Genomic DNA, 17,778 nt, shown 5'->3' with positions numbered 1-17,778 from the left:
ACATCGCACCGTGCTGCGCACACTTGCCACCGCGCAACTCGATGCAAACTCCGACCGCTCCCACCCTGTCAGCCAGCACGCAGACGCATAAGCGTCGACAGCAGGTTGTCCAGCACCACCGGTTTAGGCAAGTGTGCATCGAAGCCCGCCTTGATTGCCGCGTTGACGTCGCTGAGGCGTCCGTAGCCACTGATGGCAATGGCGGGCACATCGCGCAGTGCTGCGTGCTGGCGCATGCGCTGCATCAGCTCATAGCCATCCATACCTGGCATACCGATGTCGGACAGCAGCAGGTCCGGCCGCTGAGCATTCATCCGGCCTAGCGCAGCCTCCCCGTCAGTGGCAATATCGACCACCGCACCCTCCAGCTCCAGCAGGATGCGGAAGGTTTCGACCGTGTCGAGATCATCATCCACCAGCATGATGTGCAAGCCATGCAAAAGCGAGGATGGAACTGCTCCCTCATTCGCGACCTCTTTCTCTGCCGCGCACAGCGGCAGCTCCACGACAAACGTAGCGCCCTTTCCAAGCCCTTCGGACGCCGCGAGGGCCCTGCCACCATGGAGCGTTATCAGTTCCCTGACCAGGCTCAGGCCAATGCCCAGCCCCCGGGGCCGACTGCCTGCCACAACGCCCGCCCCGCCTTGCCGATACATGTCGAAGATGTGAGGCAACACTTCGGCATGAATGCCCTGGCCGCCATCTTGCACAGTCAGCCGCACGATCTTGCCTTCCGGCACCAGCGCTATTCTGATCCACTCACCGTTCTGCGTGAACTTCAGTGCGTTGCTGAGCAGATTCCAGACCACCTGTTCGATGCGCGTCACGTCGGCGGAGATCCAGACCTGCTGCTCAGGCACTTCCGCGTCCATCTTGACACCCTGCTGTTCGGCCTCCTCCCGCACCGCCGCACAGACATGGCGCACCACCTGCGCGAAATCCATGGTGGAGCGCCATAGCGACAGCTTTCCGGTACGAATACGCGACATATCGAGCAGGTCGTCAATGATCTGTGCCTGGCTGAGCACCGTGCGCCGGATTGTCTCGGTAGCGCGCATGATCAGAGGATTGCGGCGCGCCTCGGCCGAGCGCGCAATCAGTTCGCTGCTGGCGCTGATCAGGTTCAACGGATGCTTGAGCTCGTGCGATGTCACGGCCAGGAACTCGTCACGATGGTCGAGGCCATGCACTGTTCCCCCGACCAGGTCACCGCGCGGCGCGCCAGGTGGCAAGATTTCGTCAAGATCACGGGCGATCTTGGCGTAGCCACTGATGCCAGCCTTGTCGATCCGCGACAGCACGCCGCCGGAGCGGAAGCGCGTGCCGTCTTTGCGTACGTGCCAGCGATCTTCCTCGACCCGCCCGAGCTTGCGTGCCCGCGCCATCTCCTCGGCCGGCACGCCGCGCTCGCAGTCTTCCTGCGTAAAGAGGATATCGGACGAACGTTCCAGCATTTCGGCTTCGGCATACCCGAAAATGCGTTCGGCACCAGGGTTCCAGCTTGTGATGCGGCCTTCGTCGTCAAAGGTGATGATCGCGTAGTCACGCGTACTTTCGGCCACGATACGCATGCGGTGCTCGCCATCGCGCACCTGCTCCTCGGCGGCCTTGCGCGAGGTGATATCAATAAAGGACAGCACCGCGCCATCGATGCGATCCTCGGTGGTCCGATACGGCAGCAATCGTGCGAGGTACCAGCGATCATCACTGCTGCGCACCTCGCGCTCGATCAACCGCAGCGAATCGAATGCTTCCGCCGCATCGTCTGACAGCTTGTCATAGTCGAGCCGATGTGTGATATCGAGTAGCGAACGGCCAATATCGGACGGAATGATGCTGAATACGTCGGTGGCACGCGGCGTATAGCGCTTGATACGGATACTCCGGTCGACGAAGATGGTACCGATATCGTTGGCGGTGATCAGATTCTGCAGGTCATCGTTGATCTTGCCGGTTTCTTCCACTTTGGACTTCAGCTCGGCGTTGACCGTGGTGAGCTCTTCATTGATCGACTGCAGTTCTTCCTTGCTGGTCTCCAATTCCTCGGTGGCGGACCTGAGCTCCTCATTGATTGCCTGAAGCTCTTCGTTGGAAGCCTTGAGCTCCTCGGTGGAAGTCTCGGATTGCTCCACGGTCGCCTGCAATTGCTCCTTGGTTCGGAGCAGCTCGCTTTCGAGCTGGCTGACGATCGGGTCGGGCTGACGCTTCTGCAGCGCGTCGGCTGCCTCGCTCATGCTGTCCTCGACCTCGTCGAACAGGATCAGCACGAAGTCAGCATTCGCTTCGGCATCATGCACTGGCCGCGCGATCATGTTGACAAAGAAGCGTCGGCCATCGCGCGTCAGTTGCACCCGTCGCGCCTCGACGCTGCGATTGGCCTGCAGCGCCTGGAAGATCGCCGTGCGCAACTCCAACCGCAGCTCGGGCCGCACTGCCGCGATGATATTGTGTGATGGCTCGCCGCCCGCGTAGTGCAGGAAGCGGCCAGCGCGGTCCGAGAGATGAACGATGTCCGAGTTACGACTCACAAGCACGCTCGGCGGTGCATGTTGCTCTACCAGACGCTGGTGCAGATCACCGAATGAGAACTTGCGCCTGCCAGGTTGCTGCAGCACCGATGCGGGCAGGCGTGCGCTTTGGATGGCAGCCGACATGGGCATGGGCGCCTCGGACCTTACCGCCACATTGGCGCGGTAAATGCGGGCCTTTTTGTCCACCACGGCAAACAAGTTGCTGACACTGTCGGCCGCCTCAGAACTTCCCAACAAAAGATAACCACCAGGGCGCAACGCAAAATGGAACGTGCGCAGGATATCGAGCTGCGCCTCGCGGTCCAGATAGATCAGAAGATTACGGCAGCAGATCAAGTCGAGCCGCGAGAATGGTGGATCGCGCAAGACGTTGTGCAACGCAAACAACACGTGCTCACGCAGCTCCTTCTTTACTCGGTAATGGGCCGCGTCCTTGGTCAGAAATTGCCGGGCGCGTACCGGATCCACGTCAGTCAGGATCGATTCGGGATAGAGTCCGGTGCGTGCCAGCGCGATCGCACGCTCGTCGATATCGGTCGCGAACACCTGGAATGGCACCCCCTCTGCGCTATCCGAAGACGCCTCCTGGAGCAGCATGGCAACCGAATATGCCTCCTCGCCCGTTGCACAGCCGGCCGACCAGACCCGAATTGGCTCACCCTCCGCACGATGCGCCAGAAGTTGCGGAATTATCTCGATGCGCAGCGCATCGAATGCATCCTTGTCACGAAAGAAATTAGTCACGCTGATCAGCATGTCCTGCAAGAGCTGCGGCGTCTCGTCCGGATGACCGTGCAGGAAATCCCGATACTCGTGCAGTTCCGCCAGCCCATTGACCTGCATCCGTCGCTCAATCCGGCGTAACACCGTGGCTCGCTTGTACTGCCTGAAATCATGCGCGGTACGGGTGCGCAAGATAACCATGATCTCGCGCAAGACCTTCTCGATGTCATTGGCCAGCGCGTCGTCGTTCTCCGTTCCGACATCCTCTGCCACGCGAATGCGCCGTAGATTCGACCACATTTCGATCAACCGCTGCGGCATGTCGGCAACCGGCAGCACAACATCAACCTGCCCGGTCTGTATCGCCGCGCGCGGCATGCTCGAGAACGCTGCATCGTCGGGTTGCTGGGCAATGACAACACCGCCAAGCTCCTTTAGGCGCGTGATGCCCACCGCGCCATCAGCTCCCGCGCCCGACAACACGACTGCCACCGCGCGTTTGCCATGCGCATCGGCGAGCGCGCGGAAAAACAGGTCGATCGCCGCGCGGCGGTCGTCGCGGGAAGCGGGGTCCTCTACCCGCAGGCAGCCATTGACCATCGTCAACACCATCGACGGCGCGATCAGGTAGACATGGTTGGCTTTGATCGGCGTTGCCTCCTCGACCTGCAGCACCGGCATAGCAGTTACGCCGGCGAGGATTCCCGGCAGGAGACTTACGTGATCCGGTGAAAGATGCAGCACGATAACGTATGCAGCGCCAGTGTGCGCAGGCAGTGCTTCAAAGAAGCCTTTCAACGCGTCGATGCCGCCGGCGGATGCGCCAATTCCCACCACGGGGACTTCGGGTTGACTTGTAATGGATGTCACCTGGGGACGAACCATGAGTGTGCGCACGCTACCGCATTTATGAACAAGGATTGCAATGTTACTACGCAGGTAAGCCCTACAAGCAAGAAGCCCGCCACGTGACCAAAGCACCCCTTGGCGCCGCTATTTCAAAAAAAAACCGCTTCAGAGCGAAGCGGCCGAATAGGAACTGCACCCTTGCGCGGCGCGAACTCTCTGCAGGGGCATCCCGATAATATGTCGCGCCATGATCCAACATTCCGTCCTTAAAGCTTGCTATATGGACGCCACCGCCGTAGTCCACGCGAGCAGTGTTGGCACCCGGTAAAAACCATGCATGATCCGACAGATGTACCGGCATGCGGTCCAAGGGAAATCCCCATGTGGTGACAGGCATTGACGGGCACAGCCCAAATTGCGAGTTGGCACGGTGGATGCGTGGAATCTTTATCTTTCCCAGAGCCTTTGTCTTTCCCGGAGCCCATGATGGCCGAAATCAAGTCCACATTAACCAATCACCGCTACGGCGGGCACAGTGGCGTGAGCGACGATCATGGCAAGCGCGAGTATGCGCAGGCCATGTCCGGGCATCTGGCCAATTCGCCCGACCCGATCTATGACCCTTGTGGTACCACCGAGCCCGACGGCATCGAGCAGCACGGCATGTACGGGACCGCTCCACGCGACGAGCCGCCTTTGGCCCCGCTGACAGATATTACGCGACCCGTCCCGGGCCCCGCGGCGCTTGGACAATACGACAACGCGGACATGGCCCCGATCACTCCACAGACCGATATGCAGCGGCTTGAAGTACTGAACGAACGACTCGCGCAATGGATTGATCCCGGCACGGTTCGCGTGGTATTTACCCGGGGGCGACAAATAGATGTCTGCGTGCTGCGCGGTATCGTCCGCGATGAAGTCATGCGTGACCGTGTCGCACGCGTCGCGTTGGAGTGCTTACCGGAATATGGCATACGCAACGAACTCGAATGCTCGGCGCTGGGCGGCTAGAACAGGCTTCGTGTAACACGATCGACGACTACCGCGAGGGCCGCTGCCGATGGAAGTCCACCGCGTGTTGCTGGCCCGGATCGACAGTTCCGCCTCTAGCCCATATGAAGCCGCGCAAGGCGGTAACCTGCCGCGCGAAATTTCAAATTGCGGGCGCCCACGGCGCCTCACGCGTAGCGGCCGGCCACCGAGTTCCTGGTCCACTTTTGCGCAAATCGCGATGCTACTCGATTCGGCGGCGGCGATGCGGTCGAAGAGAAACATGCACTCGAAGCTCTAGCTGCCGGTACCGTACACGCCGCTGGCGACACGTCAAGCTTTCCTCGGTCAGCGCGCTGTCTTCATCGCTGGTCAGCTTTTTCTGCAACGATCCGGCAGAAATTACCGACCTCACCATGCAAATCAGCACCCAGGCTCATGGGTTCCTGCTGCAGCGTGCAGCAACTCAGCCAACTTTTCGCTTTCTTCAATTCGGCCCTGCTCGAGCGCCGCATCGACCTCGTTGCCCATGCGCTGGGCCCACTGTTGGCGCTCACGCGCGAAGATCATGCGTTCGTGAACGGCGCGTATTGCGCCCCAGATTGCATCGCTAGTACTTTGCGCGCCCGCTTCCTCGAGCGACAACGCGGAAAAAGCGTGCCCGGTGTGACAGCGATAGCGCAACGGCCGCGCGTCCCGCATACGCCACAGCGCCCCATTGCACGTGGGGCAGGTAAGCGCTGAGCGCTCACCGATTTCATCGAGGTCCTGGGGCGTGACGATGCCGCTTTCGGCAAGCTGCGCCTCGCGATCGAGGTCGGGGCGGTTGGTCATGGCAGCCTCCTCGCGCCGCTTGGCACCTGTCACAGCGGCATGAAACACATCGGGCAGGTGGGCCTGGGTCGTCACCGCGTCGGCCCCGGCAGCGTGGATGGCGCTGCGCGGCATCGATGATGCCTCACAGTCGTCGGGGTCCTGCACGACGCCATATCCCCCTCGTGCGCGGATCGCCGCGAGCCCCGCAGCACCATCGTCCAGGTCACCGCTCAGAACTATGCCGACAACGCGCTCCTGATAATGGGCAGCCGCCGATCTAAACAACGGGTCGGCGGCCGGACGTGCGAAATTTTCCGGGGCAGTATCTAGCAGGCGCACAGTTCCGTCACCCACCACCATGTGCCGATCGGGCGGAGCAACATAGATCCTGCCACGCTGCAATTTTTCCCCCTGCACGGGATGGCTTGCCCGCAATCGCCCCCACCGCGACAGCAGTTCCGGGAGAATGCTCGGATGCCTACCAACGTGCAGCACGATCAGGATCGTGACTTCCAGATCCGACGAAAGATTTTCAACCAGCGTCCTGAGAACCGGAAGTGCCCCACGCGATGCTGCGACCACCACGATATCTCTGTGCATGACGTCCCCTTTCATCCAGACCCGCAATTTCCGGGCCCGAGGTGAGGACGGGAGGGATGCTAGTCGCCCCTACGTGTTGTGGGTCCGCGTGGACGCGGAGTCGGGGTCCGTCCTGTCCCGCATCGCAGTACCGAGTGTGTCGAACAGTTGCTGGAAGTCGAGGGGCTTACCAAGATGCACATCGAAACCGGCTTCCCGCGCGGCCTCTACGTCCTGCTCCCGGTCGCGCCCCGTCAAGGCAACAGAGAGAATCCCGGCCCATTGGGCGTTGCCTCTGATCTTCCGCATCAATTCGTAGCCATCCATGTCAGGCAGCCCAATATCCGAGACGATCGCGTCGACGCTTTCGTGGGGCAGCATCTGGAGCGCTTCCGTCCCGTTCATGGCCACACTGACACGCGCGCCCTCGAGTTCCAGAAGCGCCGTGAGCGCAGCAGCGGTTTCCCGATCATCTTCGATCAGGAGAACACGCAACCCGGCAATGCTTTTACTGCCATCACCGTTGGCATTCAAGGGCGCGGCGCGGTCGTCCGGGACGGCCGGTAGCCAGACCGTCATGGTCGTGCCGCGGCCCTGGCCCTCGGACACCGCACGTATCCGACCGCCATGCATCTCGACCAATTGCCTGACAAGGGCCAGCCCGATACCGAGGCCGCCCCGCATCCGGTCCCGACCGCCCTGACGATACATGTCGAAGACATAAGGTAGCACTGAGTCGTCAATACCCTGTCCGTCATCGCTCACGTCAACCCGGAGCATCCGTCCCTCACGCGAGAGGCGAAGCTCTATATGCCCGTGGGCATCGGTGAATTTGAGCGCGTTGGACACCAAGTTCCAGAGAATCTGCTCACAACGGACTGGGTCGGCCAACGTCATGGCAGGTATTTCAGGCAAAGTCACCCGCATCGTCATCCCACGCATGGCAACTTCCTGTTCGCAGGTATGTGCGATGCTCGCGAGAATCGAGGCCAGATCCACGCGCGAGACTTCGAGTGCCAGTTTGCCGGTCTGCACGCGAGATAGGTCGAACAGATCGTCAATGATCTGCGCCTGGCTGCGCACCGCCTGCTGGATCGACCAGGCCGTCTCACGAACTGCTGTAATCTCGCGCACCTCTGGCAGCCGCGGGAGCATCTCCGCCTTGACGCCGATGAGGTTCAGCGGGTGCTTGAGCTCATGTGACAGGACGGCAAAGAACTCGTCTTTCAACTGGTTTGCGGACAGCGCCTGCTCGCGCGCAGCCTGTTCCCTTGCCAGCGCCTCGCGGTTCGCGTCCTCATGCAGCTTGCGCGCCGTCAGGTCACGGGCGATCTTTGCAAAGCCGTGGAACGATGTATCGATGATGGGCGTGACCACCCCGCTGCAATAGATCCTGCGTCCGTCCTTGGTGCGATACCATCGTTCGTCGTCGGCGCGCCCTTCCTTGGTGGCCGTTTCCCGCTCGCGCGCGGGCACCAGCTTCTGGCGATCTGGGGACTCATAGATAAGTTCCACATCCTGTCCGAGCACTTCGGCTTCCGTATAGCCAAAGATCCGCTCGGCTCCGGCGTTCCAGCTGACGATTCCACCTGCGCGATCCTGAATGATGATTGCGTAGTCCTTGGTCGATTGCGCTACCAACCGCAGTCGTTGCTCACCCTCGCGGGCGGCCGCCTCAGCCTGATGGCGATCCGTGATGTCGATCAGGGTAATTACCGCGCCGTCGATATGGTCGTCCGCGGTACGGTAAGGCAGCAGCCGCATCAAATACCATCGGCCCGCCTCGCTCTGAATCTCACGCTCGGTAAGCCTGAGCGACTGGAACGATTGCCGGACGTCGTCGGCCAGTGTGGGGTACCGTAGCAAATGGGTAATGTGGAACAGGGAGCGGCCCACATCGGAGTCGATCAGGTTGAAGATGGCCGTTGCATTCGGGGTGAAACGCTTTATCCTGATTTCCTTGTCGACGAAAACCGTGGCGATCTCGCTGGAAGCGATGATGTTGTGGAGGTCGTCGTTGGCCTTGGCCGTATCCTCGATCCGCGCGTGCATTTCGGCATTGGCCGTGGTCAGCTCTTCATTGACCGACTGCAATTCCTCCTTGCTGCTCTCAAGCTCCTCGCTCGTGGAACGCAATTCCTCGTTGATGGCCTGAAGCTCTTCGTTCGAGGCCTTGAGCTCCTCGACCGACGTTTCATACTGCTCGATGATCGTCGCCAACTGCTCCCGGCTATTTTGCAGTTCGAGTTCGAGCTGGGCCAGCACCGGGTCCTGCCCCGATGTCTCGCTCTGCTCCTCCTCGGTCATGTGACCCGCGATCTCATCGAAGACAATCAGCAGGAAGTCCGCATTGGCGACTTTGTCGTGAAATGGCCGCACCGTCATGTTGATCCACGAGACCCCAGGCTCATGGTCCCACCTGACTTTGCGCGCCTCAACACTGGTGCCGGTCTGCAACGCCCGGAAGATTGCGGTACGCAGGTCGAGCCGGAGTTCCGGTAGCACCAGCGTCATGATGTTGGTGGAAAGTTCGCCGCCAACATGCCGCAGGAAGCGGCCCGCGTTGTCGGAAAGATGCACGACATTGGATTCGCGGTCGACGATCACGCTTGGCGGGGAGTAGGTCTCCAACGCGCGCTGATGAAGCTCCGTAAAGGAGAAACTGCGCTGGGCTGGGCTGCCTGGCAAACGCAGTGGCGCTGCAGGCGTACTACGTTCCTCCATGGCGCCAGGCTCGGCCTGAATCAGCGCTGGAAAGCCTATGACGTTCTTCGCACGCTGCGTGACGGCGCGTGCGCGGTAGATACGCCATTTCTTGTCGACCACCATGAACAGGTCGTCCGCTGCATCGGCCGACTCTGCGGTGCCGAGAAACAGTAGCCCGTCCGGACGCAACGCAAAGTGGAACAGCTCCAGAATCTGTCGCTGTACCGACCGCTCCAGGTAGATCAGCACATTGCGGCACGAGATCAGGTCGAGATGCGAAAACGGTGGATCGCGCAACAAGCTGTGCGGCGCGAACAGAATCCGTTCGCGCACCGCCTTGTTGATGACGTAGTGCGCACCATCTCGCGTGAAGTAGCGCTGCAGCAAAGCTGCGGGGACGTCGTTGGCGATGGACAGCGGATACGTCCCGGTACGCGCCCGCGCAATCGCGGCCTCGTCGATATCGGTGGCAAATAGCTGAATGGGGCGGGCCGACCCGGTCGTCTCGCGTGCCTGGGCGAGTTGCAGTGAGATGGAATAGGCTTCCTCACCGGTAGCGCACCCGGCAACCCAAACCCGTACCTGGCCATCATCGCCGGGTTCACCGGCAAACAGCCCATCAATGACTTCCTGCTCAAGGAAGTCAAAGGCTTCGCGGTCACGGAAGAACTGCGTCACACCAATCAGCATGTCGCCCAGCAATGCATGTGCCTCTTCCGGCGTGGCTCGCAGGAAGTCGCGGTAGCCAGCCAAATCGCCTTGCCCGTTGACCTGCATGCGCCGCTCGATACGCCGCAGCACTGTAGCTCGCTTATAGAACCGGAAGTCATGTCCCGTGCGCACTCGCAAATGCATCAGGATGTCGGACAACACCCGTTCAGGGCCGGTGACAGGCAGTCTTCCCCCGGGAGGGGTGTCATCGCCGATCTGCAGGCCCTGCATTTCGATGCGCTGCGCGTTGGCCCATAATTCCAGAAGCCTCTGTGGCATCTCGGCAGCAGGCAGAACAATATCGACCTGGCCCGTGGCAACGGCATGCTGGGGCATTTCTACGTATTCCGCATCATCCGGCGCCTGCGCCAGAGTCAGGCCGCCCGCCTCCTTGATGCGACTTAGCCCCGCCGCGCCATCGGAACCCGCTCCGGACAACACGATACCGATCGCATGCTTCTCATGAGCATCCGCCAACGTCCGGAAGAAATGATCGATTGCGAACGCAGGTAGTTGGGAAGGGTCTTGTTCGACAGGACGCAGACGGCCATCTGACATCTCTAGGTGGTTACCCGGTGCGATCACATAGACATGGTTTTTTTCAATGGGAACCGTCCTCGTCACCTGGTGCACCGGCATGCCTGTTGTACGCTGGAGCAAGGCCGCCACATGACTTTCGTGACTGGCCGCCAGATGGACAATAACGACAAACGCCATGTCCATCTCAGTCGGAGCGTGCTCAAAAAATACTCGCAGAGCGTCCATGCCGCCAGCCGATGCGCCGAGTCCCACCACAGGAAAACGCAGATCGCTTTTTACCGTAGCTGTTGATGGAGCTGCCTTTCGGGCTGCCGACTTCTGCCGTGACATTGAAGTTCCCTTTCATACCGATGAATTGCCATGCGCGTCGCGAAAAAGCCAGGACGCCAGGCCGTCGTGCGCGATAGTTCTTCAATTGTAATCGCGGTGGTGACGCCTGCGGCTCCGGCGCGACCCTTTCTATCGGCTCTGGGTCGGCCGCAAGGCGGCTGGCTGCCGCCTTGGCTCGTTCTTACGAGCCAGCCCGTTTGACGGGATGGAAGTGGGACTGACGCGATTGCTGAGGATTACGATAAAGGGCCGAGCTCTGGCCATTCTCGTATCCGCACTAATAAGGTAACGGAATCGTCCTAGCTGGATATTTATCGAGCACTTCGAAAAGTAGTGCCGCTGACGACACGTTTTCCGGAAAAGCAGTTCACCGCACTATGGGAGCCTCTGGCGAGCTCGACGTGTCGTTGAAGGTAGGAACAGAGGTTCAAGCTGGATCCACCGCGGTCGCCATCATCAAGTCGACTTCGCGGCGCGTCCACACCTTTCCCTACGTACGTCCAAATGCATCGCACAATTTCTACTTGGCGCGTTGCAACACGGCGCGGCTACTCCTTTGGTAGGTTTTAGCCAGCACCGTTGACATACAAATTCAGCGTCGAAATGGCAATCTGATAAGGCATTCCCTGACGACGCCGACTGTGTTCAGCGCGGTTGGAAGGCGCCGCCGCTCGGGGGTTACTGTGGGCCAGGCAATGGGTTGACTCCCACAGCCAAGACATCTCAAGCCAACAAACATCAACAGGTGAGGAATGGCCATTCATTCCGGACGCGCCGAGTCCGTGGCCGACCCGTGGCACTCTCGGACCACCGAATGAAAAAATGGCCATGCTCGCCCGCTTTCCTAGCCTTCCGGCCTGATTGTCCGTAGGCGGCTCGGAGCAAAATATTGCCGTTGGGTACGGCATCGCGCCACCCAGCCGGTGCCGGTGCCCCATCTGTTATTGGGGAGGTTGGCCATTGGACGCGCTTAAGCCCCCATCTACGGGGAGGTTAACACCCGTGATAAAGCGCGCATCATCGCTCGCCAAGAAGGCGATCACGTCGCCGATGTCCTCCGGCTCCGCCGTGCGGCCCAGAGCAATACGTTCGCGAAACTTGTCCAGCAGCGCCTCGTCCTTAAACATGTCCATAGTCAAGTCGGTGCGTGTCAGCGTGGGGCAAACCGCATTTACCCGGACGCCATCACGACCATAGTCCAGTGCCAAGGATCGCGTTAGGTTCACTACGCCGCCTTTCGCCGCGTTGTAGTAGCTCAGTTTCCAGTCGGCACCGAGGCCTGACACAGAAGCGGTATTGACAATGCATCCCTTGGTTCTTATTAGATGGGGCAAGGCTACGCGGGACCCGTAGAAAACTCCATCAAGATCGGTTGACATAACGGCGCGCCAATCGTCAATGCTGTCTTCTGTCGCCCTGCCTTCTGGGGCGATGCCTGCGTTGTTGACCATGACGTCGAGCTTGCCAAAGCGACCGATGGCGGCATGCACCAATGCTTCCACCTGGTCCAGCCTCCCCACATCAGTCACCTGCACGAGTCGGCGCGCCTCCGGAATACTGCCGGCAACGGAATCGAGCTTGGCGCGTGTGCGGCCTGCCAGGACCACGCTCGCGCCTTCCGCAGCGAAACGTCTAGCCGTGGCCGCGCCGATACCCGACCCGGAACCCGTGACGATTACAACCTTTCCCTCAAACCGCTTCATATCGCAGTCTCGCACCATGGTCCTCTCCATTAATCCGAGGCTGGCCAGCCAGCCTTACTTGGCAAAGATGCCCACTTTGAGAACGGTTAGCGGGCCAGCCGTCTCTTCGTTAGAAGAATGCACGCAATGGCTGTGCCGGCAGCAAGGAAGGGTAGAGACAGAGTTATCGATCAGTCGTGTCGCTTGATTGAGTTTTTTGTCGTTGTGCCAGCGTGTAGTAATGAGGTATGCGCAGCAGACCCCAATCCGCGGCCGCCATTCGGACCGCATTGCGGTCGCCCTCAAAGCGTTGGGTGTCGCTGAATTCAACCAAGGTCTCCGCATTGCCGGGCATGCGGAATATCCACGCAAAGCACTGCGTGCCGGGTGGCGTATCGTCCTGTGCGCCGTCGTCGGCAACACCCGTATTGGCTACGGCAAGATCAGCCCTGCACAGGCGCAGTACACCCCGTGCCATGGCGAGCGATACCGGTTCACTGGTTAATCCATGCCGGTCGATGACGTCCTGGGCTACACCCAATACATCGGTCTTGGCCTCTGGCGCATAGGTCACGATTGCCAGGCACAGGCTCTTGCCGGACCCGGATACCTCCGCAATGCGCGACGCCATCAGCCCCGCCGTGCATGATTCGGCAGTGGCCAGTATCAATCCATGCCTCACCAGAAAGGTAGCTACTTCTCGCGCGTCATCCATGCATGCCCTCGCTTTGCGCTGCCTGTCGCGGTCAGCGGCTTCTTGCCCTGCTTCGTCCCCGTCGGTGCGGCACCTGCATCGCGCCTACGGCTCGCCCCACATGCCGCTTGACGAATGTCACCTTGCCGTTGCGCTCCACCACGATGCGATCGATGTCGACCAATGATTCGCTTTGCAGGGTCGCGCGCAGGTTGGCCTTGAGATCCTCCTCGCTAAGCATGGCGCGCCGCATGGCCACCGGGTCGAGCTGTCCCGCATCGAGCAGATCGATCCTCGTCCCGCCCACGACCTGATCGATGCGCACATGGCGACTGGCCAGCCGTCCGATCATCCGGTGCAGCCCGACCAGCACCGCCGCCGCTGCCAGCGTGCCGATGAGCGGGCTCGCGCCCACCACCGCGCGCGATAGAACCGCTCCTAGCAACAACATGATGCATAGGTCAAACGCAGTCTGCTGCGAGAAAGCACGACGCCCTGCTCCCCGCAGCAGTGCCCACGCCGCGCAAAAAATCACTGCGGCTCGCAGCGACATTTGCCACCACGCCAGAGGCTCGCCCTCGCCAAACCACGCCGCGAGTTGCATTGGATCGAACGTCATGTGGGTGCGTTATGGGGTGGCACGGCGTTCAGGCCTAGCCCGGAATATTGCGGGGATCGTGGCCGAAGGAGTTGCGCTCCCGAATCTGGCCATCGCGACCATGGATCAACAGTTCGACCTTGTCGTGTTGCGCGCGCTCGGTACCGGCCTCAATCGCTTCCTCCTGAGTCGCATACATCGTGCGACGTCCGCCGCCTGCCGCCTCCACCGCCCAGCCGTCACCGGCGGGCACCACATGGATGTTCGAAGCCATATCTGTCTCCATTGATTTCTGTAATACAAACACTCTCTGCCCACATAACTGAGCGCGCTATCAGTTTTGGTCTGACAGGATGGGAAAGAAAGTGCTACCGACAGCATTTCGCTTCAACGACGCGTGTTCGATCACCAGTGTTGCAACCCAGATTGCCGGATCGACGAAGATTTGAAGCCGACCCAGGGCCAAGCACTGGCCTCACCGCCTACCCCAGATCCAGGCGATTCGCGCTTGCAAAAGGGCGTCTACCAACAAGCCAAGTGCGCGTGCGCGGAACTCGGGAACGCAGTCGATTCTGCTGCTATCAGACAGATGCCTACAGAGGGGAGCGCGTGTGCGACATAAGCTAGCCAGAGGGAGGGATCTGTTGGCATTGATGACAAATCGATGGCTCCGCAGGCATCAAATTTATCCATCGAGGCGCACTAATTATTCAGCGGCAATTTTGTAGCAGAAGTCATGTCCCTAACAACCCGATTTCCGTTGCGAAATCAGACTGACAGCAATCTTTTCTTTGTTGGTCAGCGAGTTTGTGCGCTTCACCGGTGGCCTCCGCGAATCGAGCGGTCGTCTGTTGCGATAGGTTAGTGACACGATGGAAGACAAACAACCTTCTGGTACCAGCGCCGAAACCGCACAAGACGTGCGCAAAGGACAGGTGACAGAGCCTGTGCCCCGCGACGTGTTCCGCCGGCGCTTTTACGCGCGCTTTTTCGACCCCACCTTCCGCGTTGAGGACGCCGCCATTGATCGGCTCGAGGCAATCGCCTGGAATGCTTACAGTGAGGGGCGCAAGGCGCCAGTGACCGAAAAAGCCGGTCCTGGTGCCTTCGATCCAGACTACGATCTTTCCGTCGAATGGCGCGAGGCGCGCAACGCCGTGCGCAATGCCCAACTCGAACATGACGATGCTGGTGCCCCCCCGCGAGTGCTGCTGGTCATCGGTGCCGCCCGCAACGACTACACATGCCCCGGTGAAGTTTCGAAATCCTGGCGCTTGGCTGCAGTGGCCCGAGCGCGCATGGAAGCGCTGGGAATGCTTGTCGACACGCTTGACCTGAGCTTGCTGGTGTCCGAGCCAGAACGGCAAATCCATCCGTGCAAGGCGTGTGTTTCGACGGCCATGCCGCTCTGTCACTGGCCATGCAGTTGCTATCCGAACCATTCGCTCGGCCAAGTCAACGACTGGATGGCCGAGATCTATCCGCGCTGGGTGCGCGCCCATGGGGTGCTCATCGTGACGCCGACCTACTGGTATCAGGCAACAAGTCCGCTCAAGTTAATGATGGACCGGCTAGTTTGCGCCGATGGCGGCAATCCCGATCCCAGTAGTACGCACGGCAAGCAGGTGCCGGAGGCCAAAGCGCTGGAACTACAGGGATGGAACTATCCCAAGCATCTCGCGGGTCGCATCTATGGCGTGTTCGTGCATGGTGATGTTGCCGGCATCGAAAGCCTGCGCCGTTCTCTCGGAGACTGGCTGGGCTGGATGGGTCTCGTGGAGGCTGGCCCCCAGTCGCAGCTCGACCGGTTTATCGGCTACTACTCGCCCTATGCCACTTCGCACCGCGCGCTGGACGCGGACGTTAATGTGCAAAGGGAAGTAGAAAACGCTGGGGCGGCAGTCGCCCAAGCGGTGATACTACGGCGGCAAGGCAAACTGCCGAACATTGGTGACAATCTGACGCCACCCCGCCGGAAGTAACAGCGGCGCCCGCGGCTTGGGGTCGTGCGATACCCCCTTGCGCCGTCAGCAGACTAGTTTTGTCACACATGCGCTGCTGACGGAATGACCATGCGCTCTCCAGGTACGTCATGACCGCGGCTTTCGATTACCTGTTGTCTGAAGGACCTGAACCCCCAGGTGGATGCGGCCTGCCGAGCTATTGGAGCGCATGCGCATCCGGAGGAATTCTGGGAGGGGCGTAGCGACGCAGACGCCGACACCGCCAGCGCTGAGCCGCGACGCGCAGCCCAACGGAGACATTACGGGGCGCAGGATTGCCGTCCCGGTCAATAATGGCGTGGGGGGCGCCGCGATCCAGTCTCTGCAGTTGCTTGCGGAGGGACGGGCAAGTAGCCCGTCGTCAGCCAGCGCGTTGCGATAGTCCGGATAGGCCGATGAACGACGCCAAAGTTTATTTGGAATCGGCCACCAAGTCTGTGAATCATCACAAGCCGAGGGATTCGGGGCTTCGCGCGCCCGCCCCTCGAGTGGCCGTTGTGGAATTTTCGACAGTGGTAGCGCCACTGGCCCACCGCCGTCTTAATAGTCAGAACGCCGACGATACCGACCAGCAGCCAGCTCCTCCACTGCGGTCAGGATTCACATGCCCCAACGCTCATACGTCCCCCACACCCATGCGCGAAGGTCCCTGCCCAATACAGGAACACATATTGCGTGTCGGCCCTTCCAAGACGCCAAAGGCTTATATTTCTTCAACGATCTTTTTCGCGAGAACACTATCATGCGAGAACTTAGTCCCGCTGGACACCAAATCATCAAGGACATCGCCCAGCGACATGGCTTCAGCACGGATGCAGTGAAGCGCATGCTGGAGGCTGTGATTCGCGGCAATGGCACCATGGCCCAGTTCGATCATCCCGAATTCGGGGGCTCCGGACAATGGATGGCGGGGGGTTTGACCATGGTCTCCGACATGTTCAACCACCACCTGAAGGGCCAAGTCGATGCCCTCTGCTCCGAGCTTTCCCGCCTGATCGCAAGCGAGCCCGACCTTGTTCGCAGCGGCAGCTTCCAGTCGCAGAGCCAAGGTAGCCTGCAGCAGGGCCGCCAAGATCGCAGCGAGCCACAACACCCGAGTGCGGGGTACGGTAGCAGCAGCCAAATGCAGACTGCGGTCGGCCCGGTCGATCCGGTGAGTCTGTTTGTTCCGCCCTTGGCAGGTACCTCTGGAGGGTGGTGGCCAGCCGATTTGGGGCAGCCCGACAGCATCGGAGCGCAAAATGACGTGCGCTATGCCTACTTCGCTCGGCCCCGGCGCCTCGCGATTGAAGTGAACGGCAAGGTGACCCTCTACGATACGCTCGATCACGAGATCAGTGGATTCTCGCAACAACAGTCGCGCGGTACGTCCATCACATTTGCAAGCCAGCACGGCTTGGTTGCCATCGCCAGCCTGCCGGTTGTCTCGGTGCCTGGGGTTCTGACGCCCGCGTCGTCGCCACTGCGCGCCGCATTCGCCAATGCTCAGGCGGACACCCGCGAGACAGATGTTTTCGCCTCCATAGAGAAACTCGCCGCATTGCACGCGAAAGGGATTCTTAGCGATGAGGAGTTCGTCACCAAGAAAGCGGAGTTGCTGGGCCGCTTGTGAGCGGGGCGGACCCAAAGCGTAAGTCCTCATCCGCGAGAGATGGGCTACGACCATGTCACGCGTCGGCAAAAGGAGCGGTTGAGAACGGGGCGGGCGAGATAGACGAATTCGCCGGCGACAAGTACACGGCAAGTGTTTGGCAATTGAACTGGAGCACGGTCAGTGACGTGATACCCATATGGCCTCTCATGCAGTTATCAACCTGTATGTCGACCAGATCTTGGCGGTGGCCATAGCGGTGCAAAATGGTGCACCTCACGCAAGCGACGTCGCGAGGTTGATTGATAAGGCAATCGCACACTTTCGCGCAACGGCGACCACGGACACAGACTTCACCTCGTCACTAGACAAGCTTTGCGAAGTACTAGGGACTGCCGCACAGCGCCCAACATACCTCCCCGCCGCGAAAGG

At 60.4% G+C, this 17,778-nt stretch carries 10 protein-coding genes; 3 read left to right on the top strand and 7 right to left on the bottom strand.

Annotated features, from left to right (window positions below; translation table 11 throughout):
- Positions 1–68: 68 nt before the first annotated feature.
- Positions 69–4,139, bottom strand: coding sequence for a CheR family methyltransferase (locus ACO550_RS05325; protein ID WP_315591882.1), 4,071 nt, complete (start codon positions 4,137–4,139; stop codon positions 69–71).
- Positions 4,140–4,586: 447 nt separating this feature from the next.
- Here ACO550_RS05325 and ACO550_RS05320 point away from each other — a divergent pair, with 447 nt between their 5' ends.
- On the top strand, positions 4,587–5,117 hold the full coding sequence (locus ACO550_RS05320; RefSeq protein ID WP_315591881.1) for a hypothetical protein: 531 nt from the start codon (positions 4,587–4,589) through the stop codon (positions 5,115–5,117).
- 402 nt (positions 5,118–5,519) lie between these two features.
- Here the strand turns inward: ACO550_RS05320 and ACO550_RS05315 are convergent, their stop codons facing one another.
- The 6 genes from ACO550_RS05315 to ACO550_RS05290 all read right to left on the bottom strand — a co-directional run bounded on the left by ACO550_RS05315 (position 5,520) and on the right by ACO550_RS05290 (position 14,026).
- A complete protein-coding gene (locus ACO550_RS05315; RefSeq protein WP_315591880.1) occupies positions 5,520–6,527 on the bottom strand; it encodes a chemotaxis protein CheB in 1,008 nt (335 codons plus the stop codon).
- Between the two features lie 54 nt (positions 6,528–6,581).
- A complete protein-coding gene (locus ACO550_RS05310) occupies positions 6,582–10,778 on the bottom strand; it encodes a chemotaxis protein CheB (protein ID WP_315591879.1) in 4,197 nt (1,398 codons plus the stop codon).
- 941 nt (positions 10,779–11,719) lie between these two features.
- Complete coding sequence (gene budC, locus ACO550_RS05305; protein WP_315591878.1) at positions 11,720–12,499, bottom strand: meso-2,3-butanediol dehydrogenase; 780 nt, start codon at positions 12,497–12,499, stop codon at positions 11,720–11,722.
- 145 nt (positions 12,500–12,644) lie between these two features.
- A complete protein-coding gene (locus tag ACO550_RS05300; protein ID WP_315591877.1) occupies positions 12,645–13,175 on the bottom strand; it encodes a nicotinamide-nucleotide amidohydrolase family protein in 531 nt (176 codons plus the stop codon).
- 31 nt (positions 13,176–13,206) lie between these two features.
- Positions 13,207–13,773: a DUF421 domain-containing protein gene (locus tag ACO550_RS05295; protein WP_485994317.1), complete on the bottom strand. Its 567-nt coding sequence runs from the start codon at positions 13,771–13,773 to the stop codon at positions 13,207–13,209.
- 34 nt (positions 13,774–13,807) lie between these two features.
- The gene (locus ACO550_RS05290; protein WP_315591875.1) at positions 13,808–14,026 is read right to left on the bottom strand and encodes a DUF2188 domain-containing protein; all 219 of its coding nucleotides are present in this window, start codon (positions 14,024–14,026) and stop codon (positions 13,808–13,810) included.
- Between the two features lie 598 nt (positions 14,027–14,624).
- Between ACO550_RS05290 and ACO550_RS05285 the strand changes: the two genes are divergently transcribed.
- Both ACO550_RS05285 and ACO550_RS05280 read left to right on the top strand, forming a co-directional pair.
- Complete coding sequence (locus ACO550_RS05285; RefSeq protein ID WP_315591874.1) at positions 14,625–15,734, top strand: flavodoxin family protein; 1,110 nt, start codon at positions 14,625–14,627, stop codon at positions 15,732–15,734.
- A 763-nt stretch (positions 15,735–16,497) separates the two neighbouring features.
- On the top strand, positions 16,498–17,367 hold the full coding sequence (locus ACO550_RS05280; RefSeq protein WP_315591873.1) for an SHOCT domain-containing protein: 870 nt from the start codon (positions 16,498–16,500) through the stop codon (positions 17,365–17,367).
- The last annotated feature ends 411 nt before the right edge of the window (positions 17,368–17,778 follow it).

The organism is Cupriavidus sp., assembly GCF_057315035.1.
This window is presented reverse-complemented; position numbering and strand designations above follow the sequence as displayed.

What these genes read in the sequence shown, in the direction of transcription:
- ACO550_RS05325 (WP_315591882.1), bottom strand. Translation starts at nt 4,139, where the DNA reads ATGGTTCGTCCCCAGGTGACATCCATTACAAGTCAACCCGAAGTCCCC.
- ACO550_RS05320 (WP_315591881.1), top strand. Translation starts at nt 4,587, where the DNA reads ATGATGGCCGAAATCAAGTCCACATTAACCAATCACCGCTACGGCGGG.
- ACO550_RS05315 (WP_315591880.1), bottom strand. Translation starts at nt 6,527, where the DNA reads ATGAAAGGGGACGTCATGCACAGAGATATCGTGGTGGTCGCAGCATCG.
- ACO550_RS05310 (WP_315591879.1), bottom strand. Translation starts at nt 10,778, where the DNA reads ATGTCACGGCAGAAGTCGGCAGCCCGAAAGGCAGCTCCATCAACAGCT.
- budC (WP_315591878.1), bottom strand. Translation starts at nt 12,499, where the DNA reads ATGGTGCGAGACTGCGATATGAAGCGGTTTGAGGGAAAGGTTGTAATC.
- ACO550_RS05300 (WP_315591877.1), bottom strand. Translation starts at nt 13,175, where the DNA reads ATGGATGACGCGCGAGAAGTAGCTACCTTTCTGGTGAGGCATGGATTG.
- ACO550_RS05295 (WP_485994317.1), bottom strand. Translation starts at nt 13,773, where the DNA reads ATGACGTTCGATCCAATGCAACTCGCGGCGTGGTTTGGCGAGGGCGAG.
- ACO550_RS05290 (WP_315591875.1), bottom strand. Translation starts at nt 14,026, where the DNA reads ATGGCTTCGAACATCCATGTGGTGCCCGCCGGTGACGGCTGGGCGGTG.
- ACO550_RS05285 (WP_315591874.1), top strand. Translation starts at nt 14,625, where the DNA reads ATGGAAGACAAACAACCTTCTGGTACCAGCGCCGAAACCGCACAAGAC.
- ACO550_RS05280 (WP_315591873.1), top strand. Translation starts at nt 16,498, where the DNA reads ATGCGAGAACTTAGTCCCGCTGGACACCAAATCATCAAGGACATCGCC.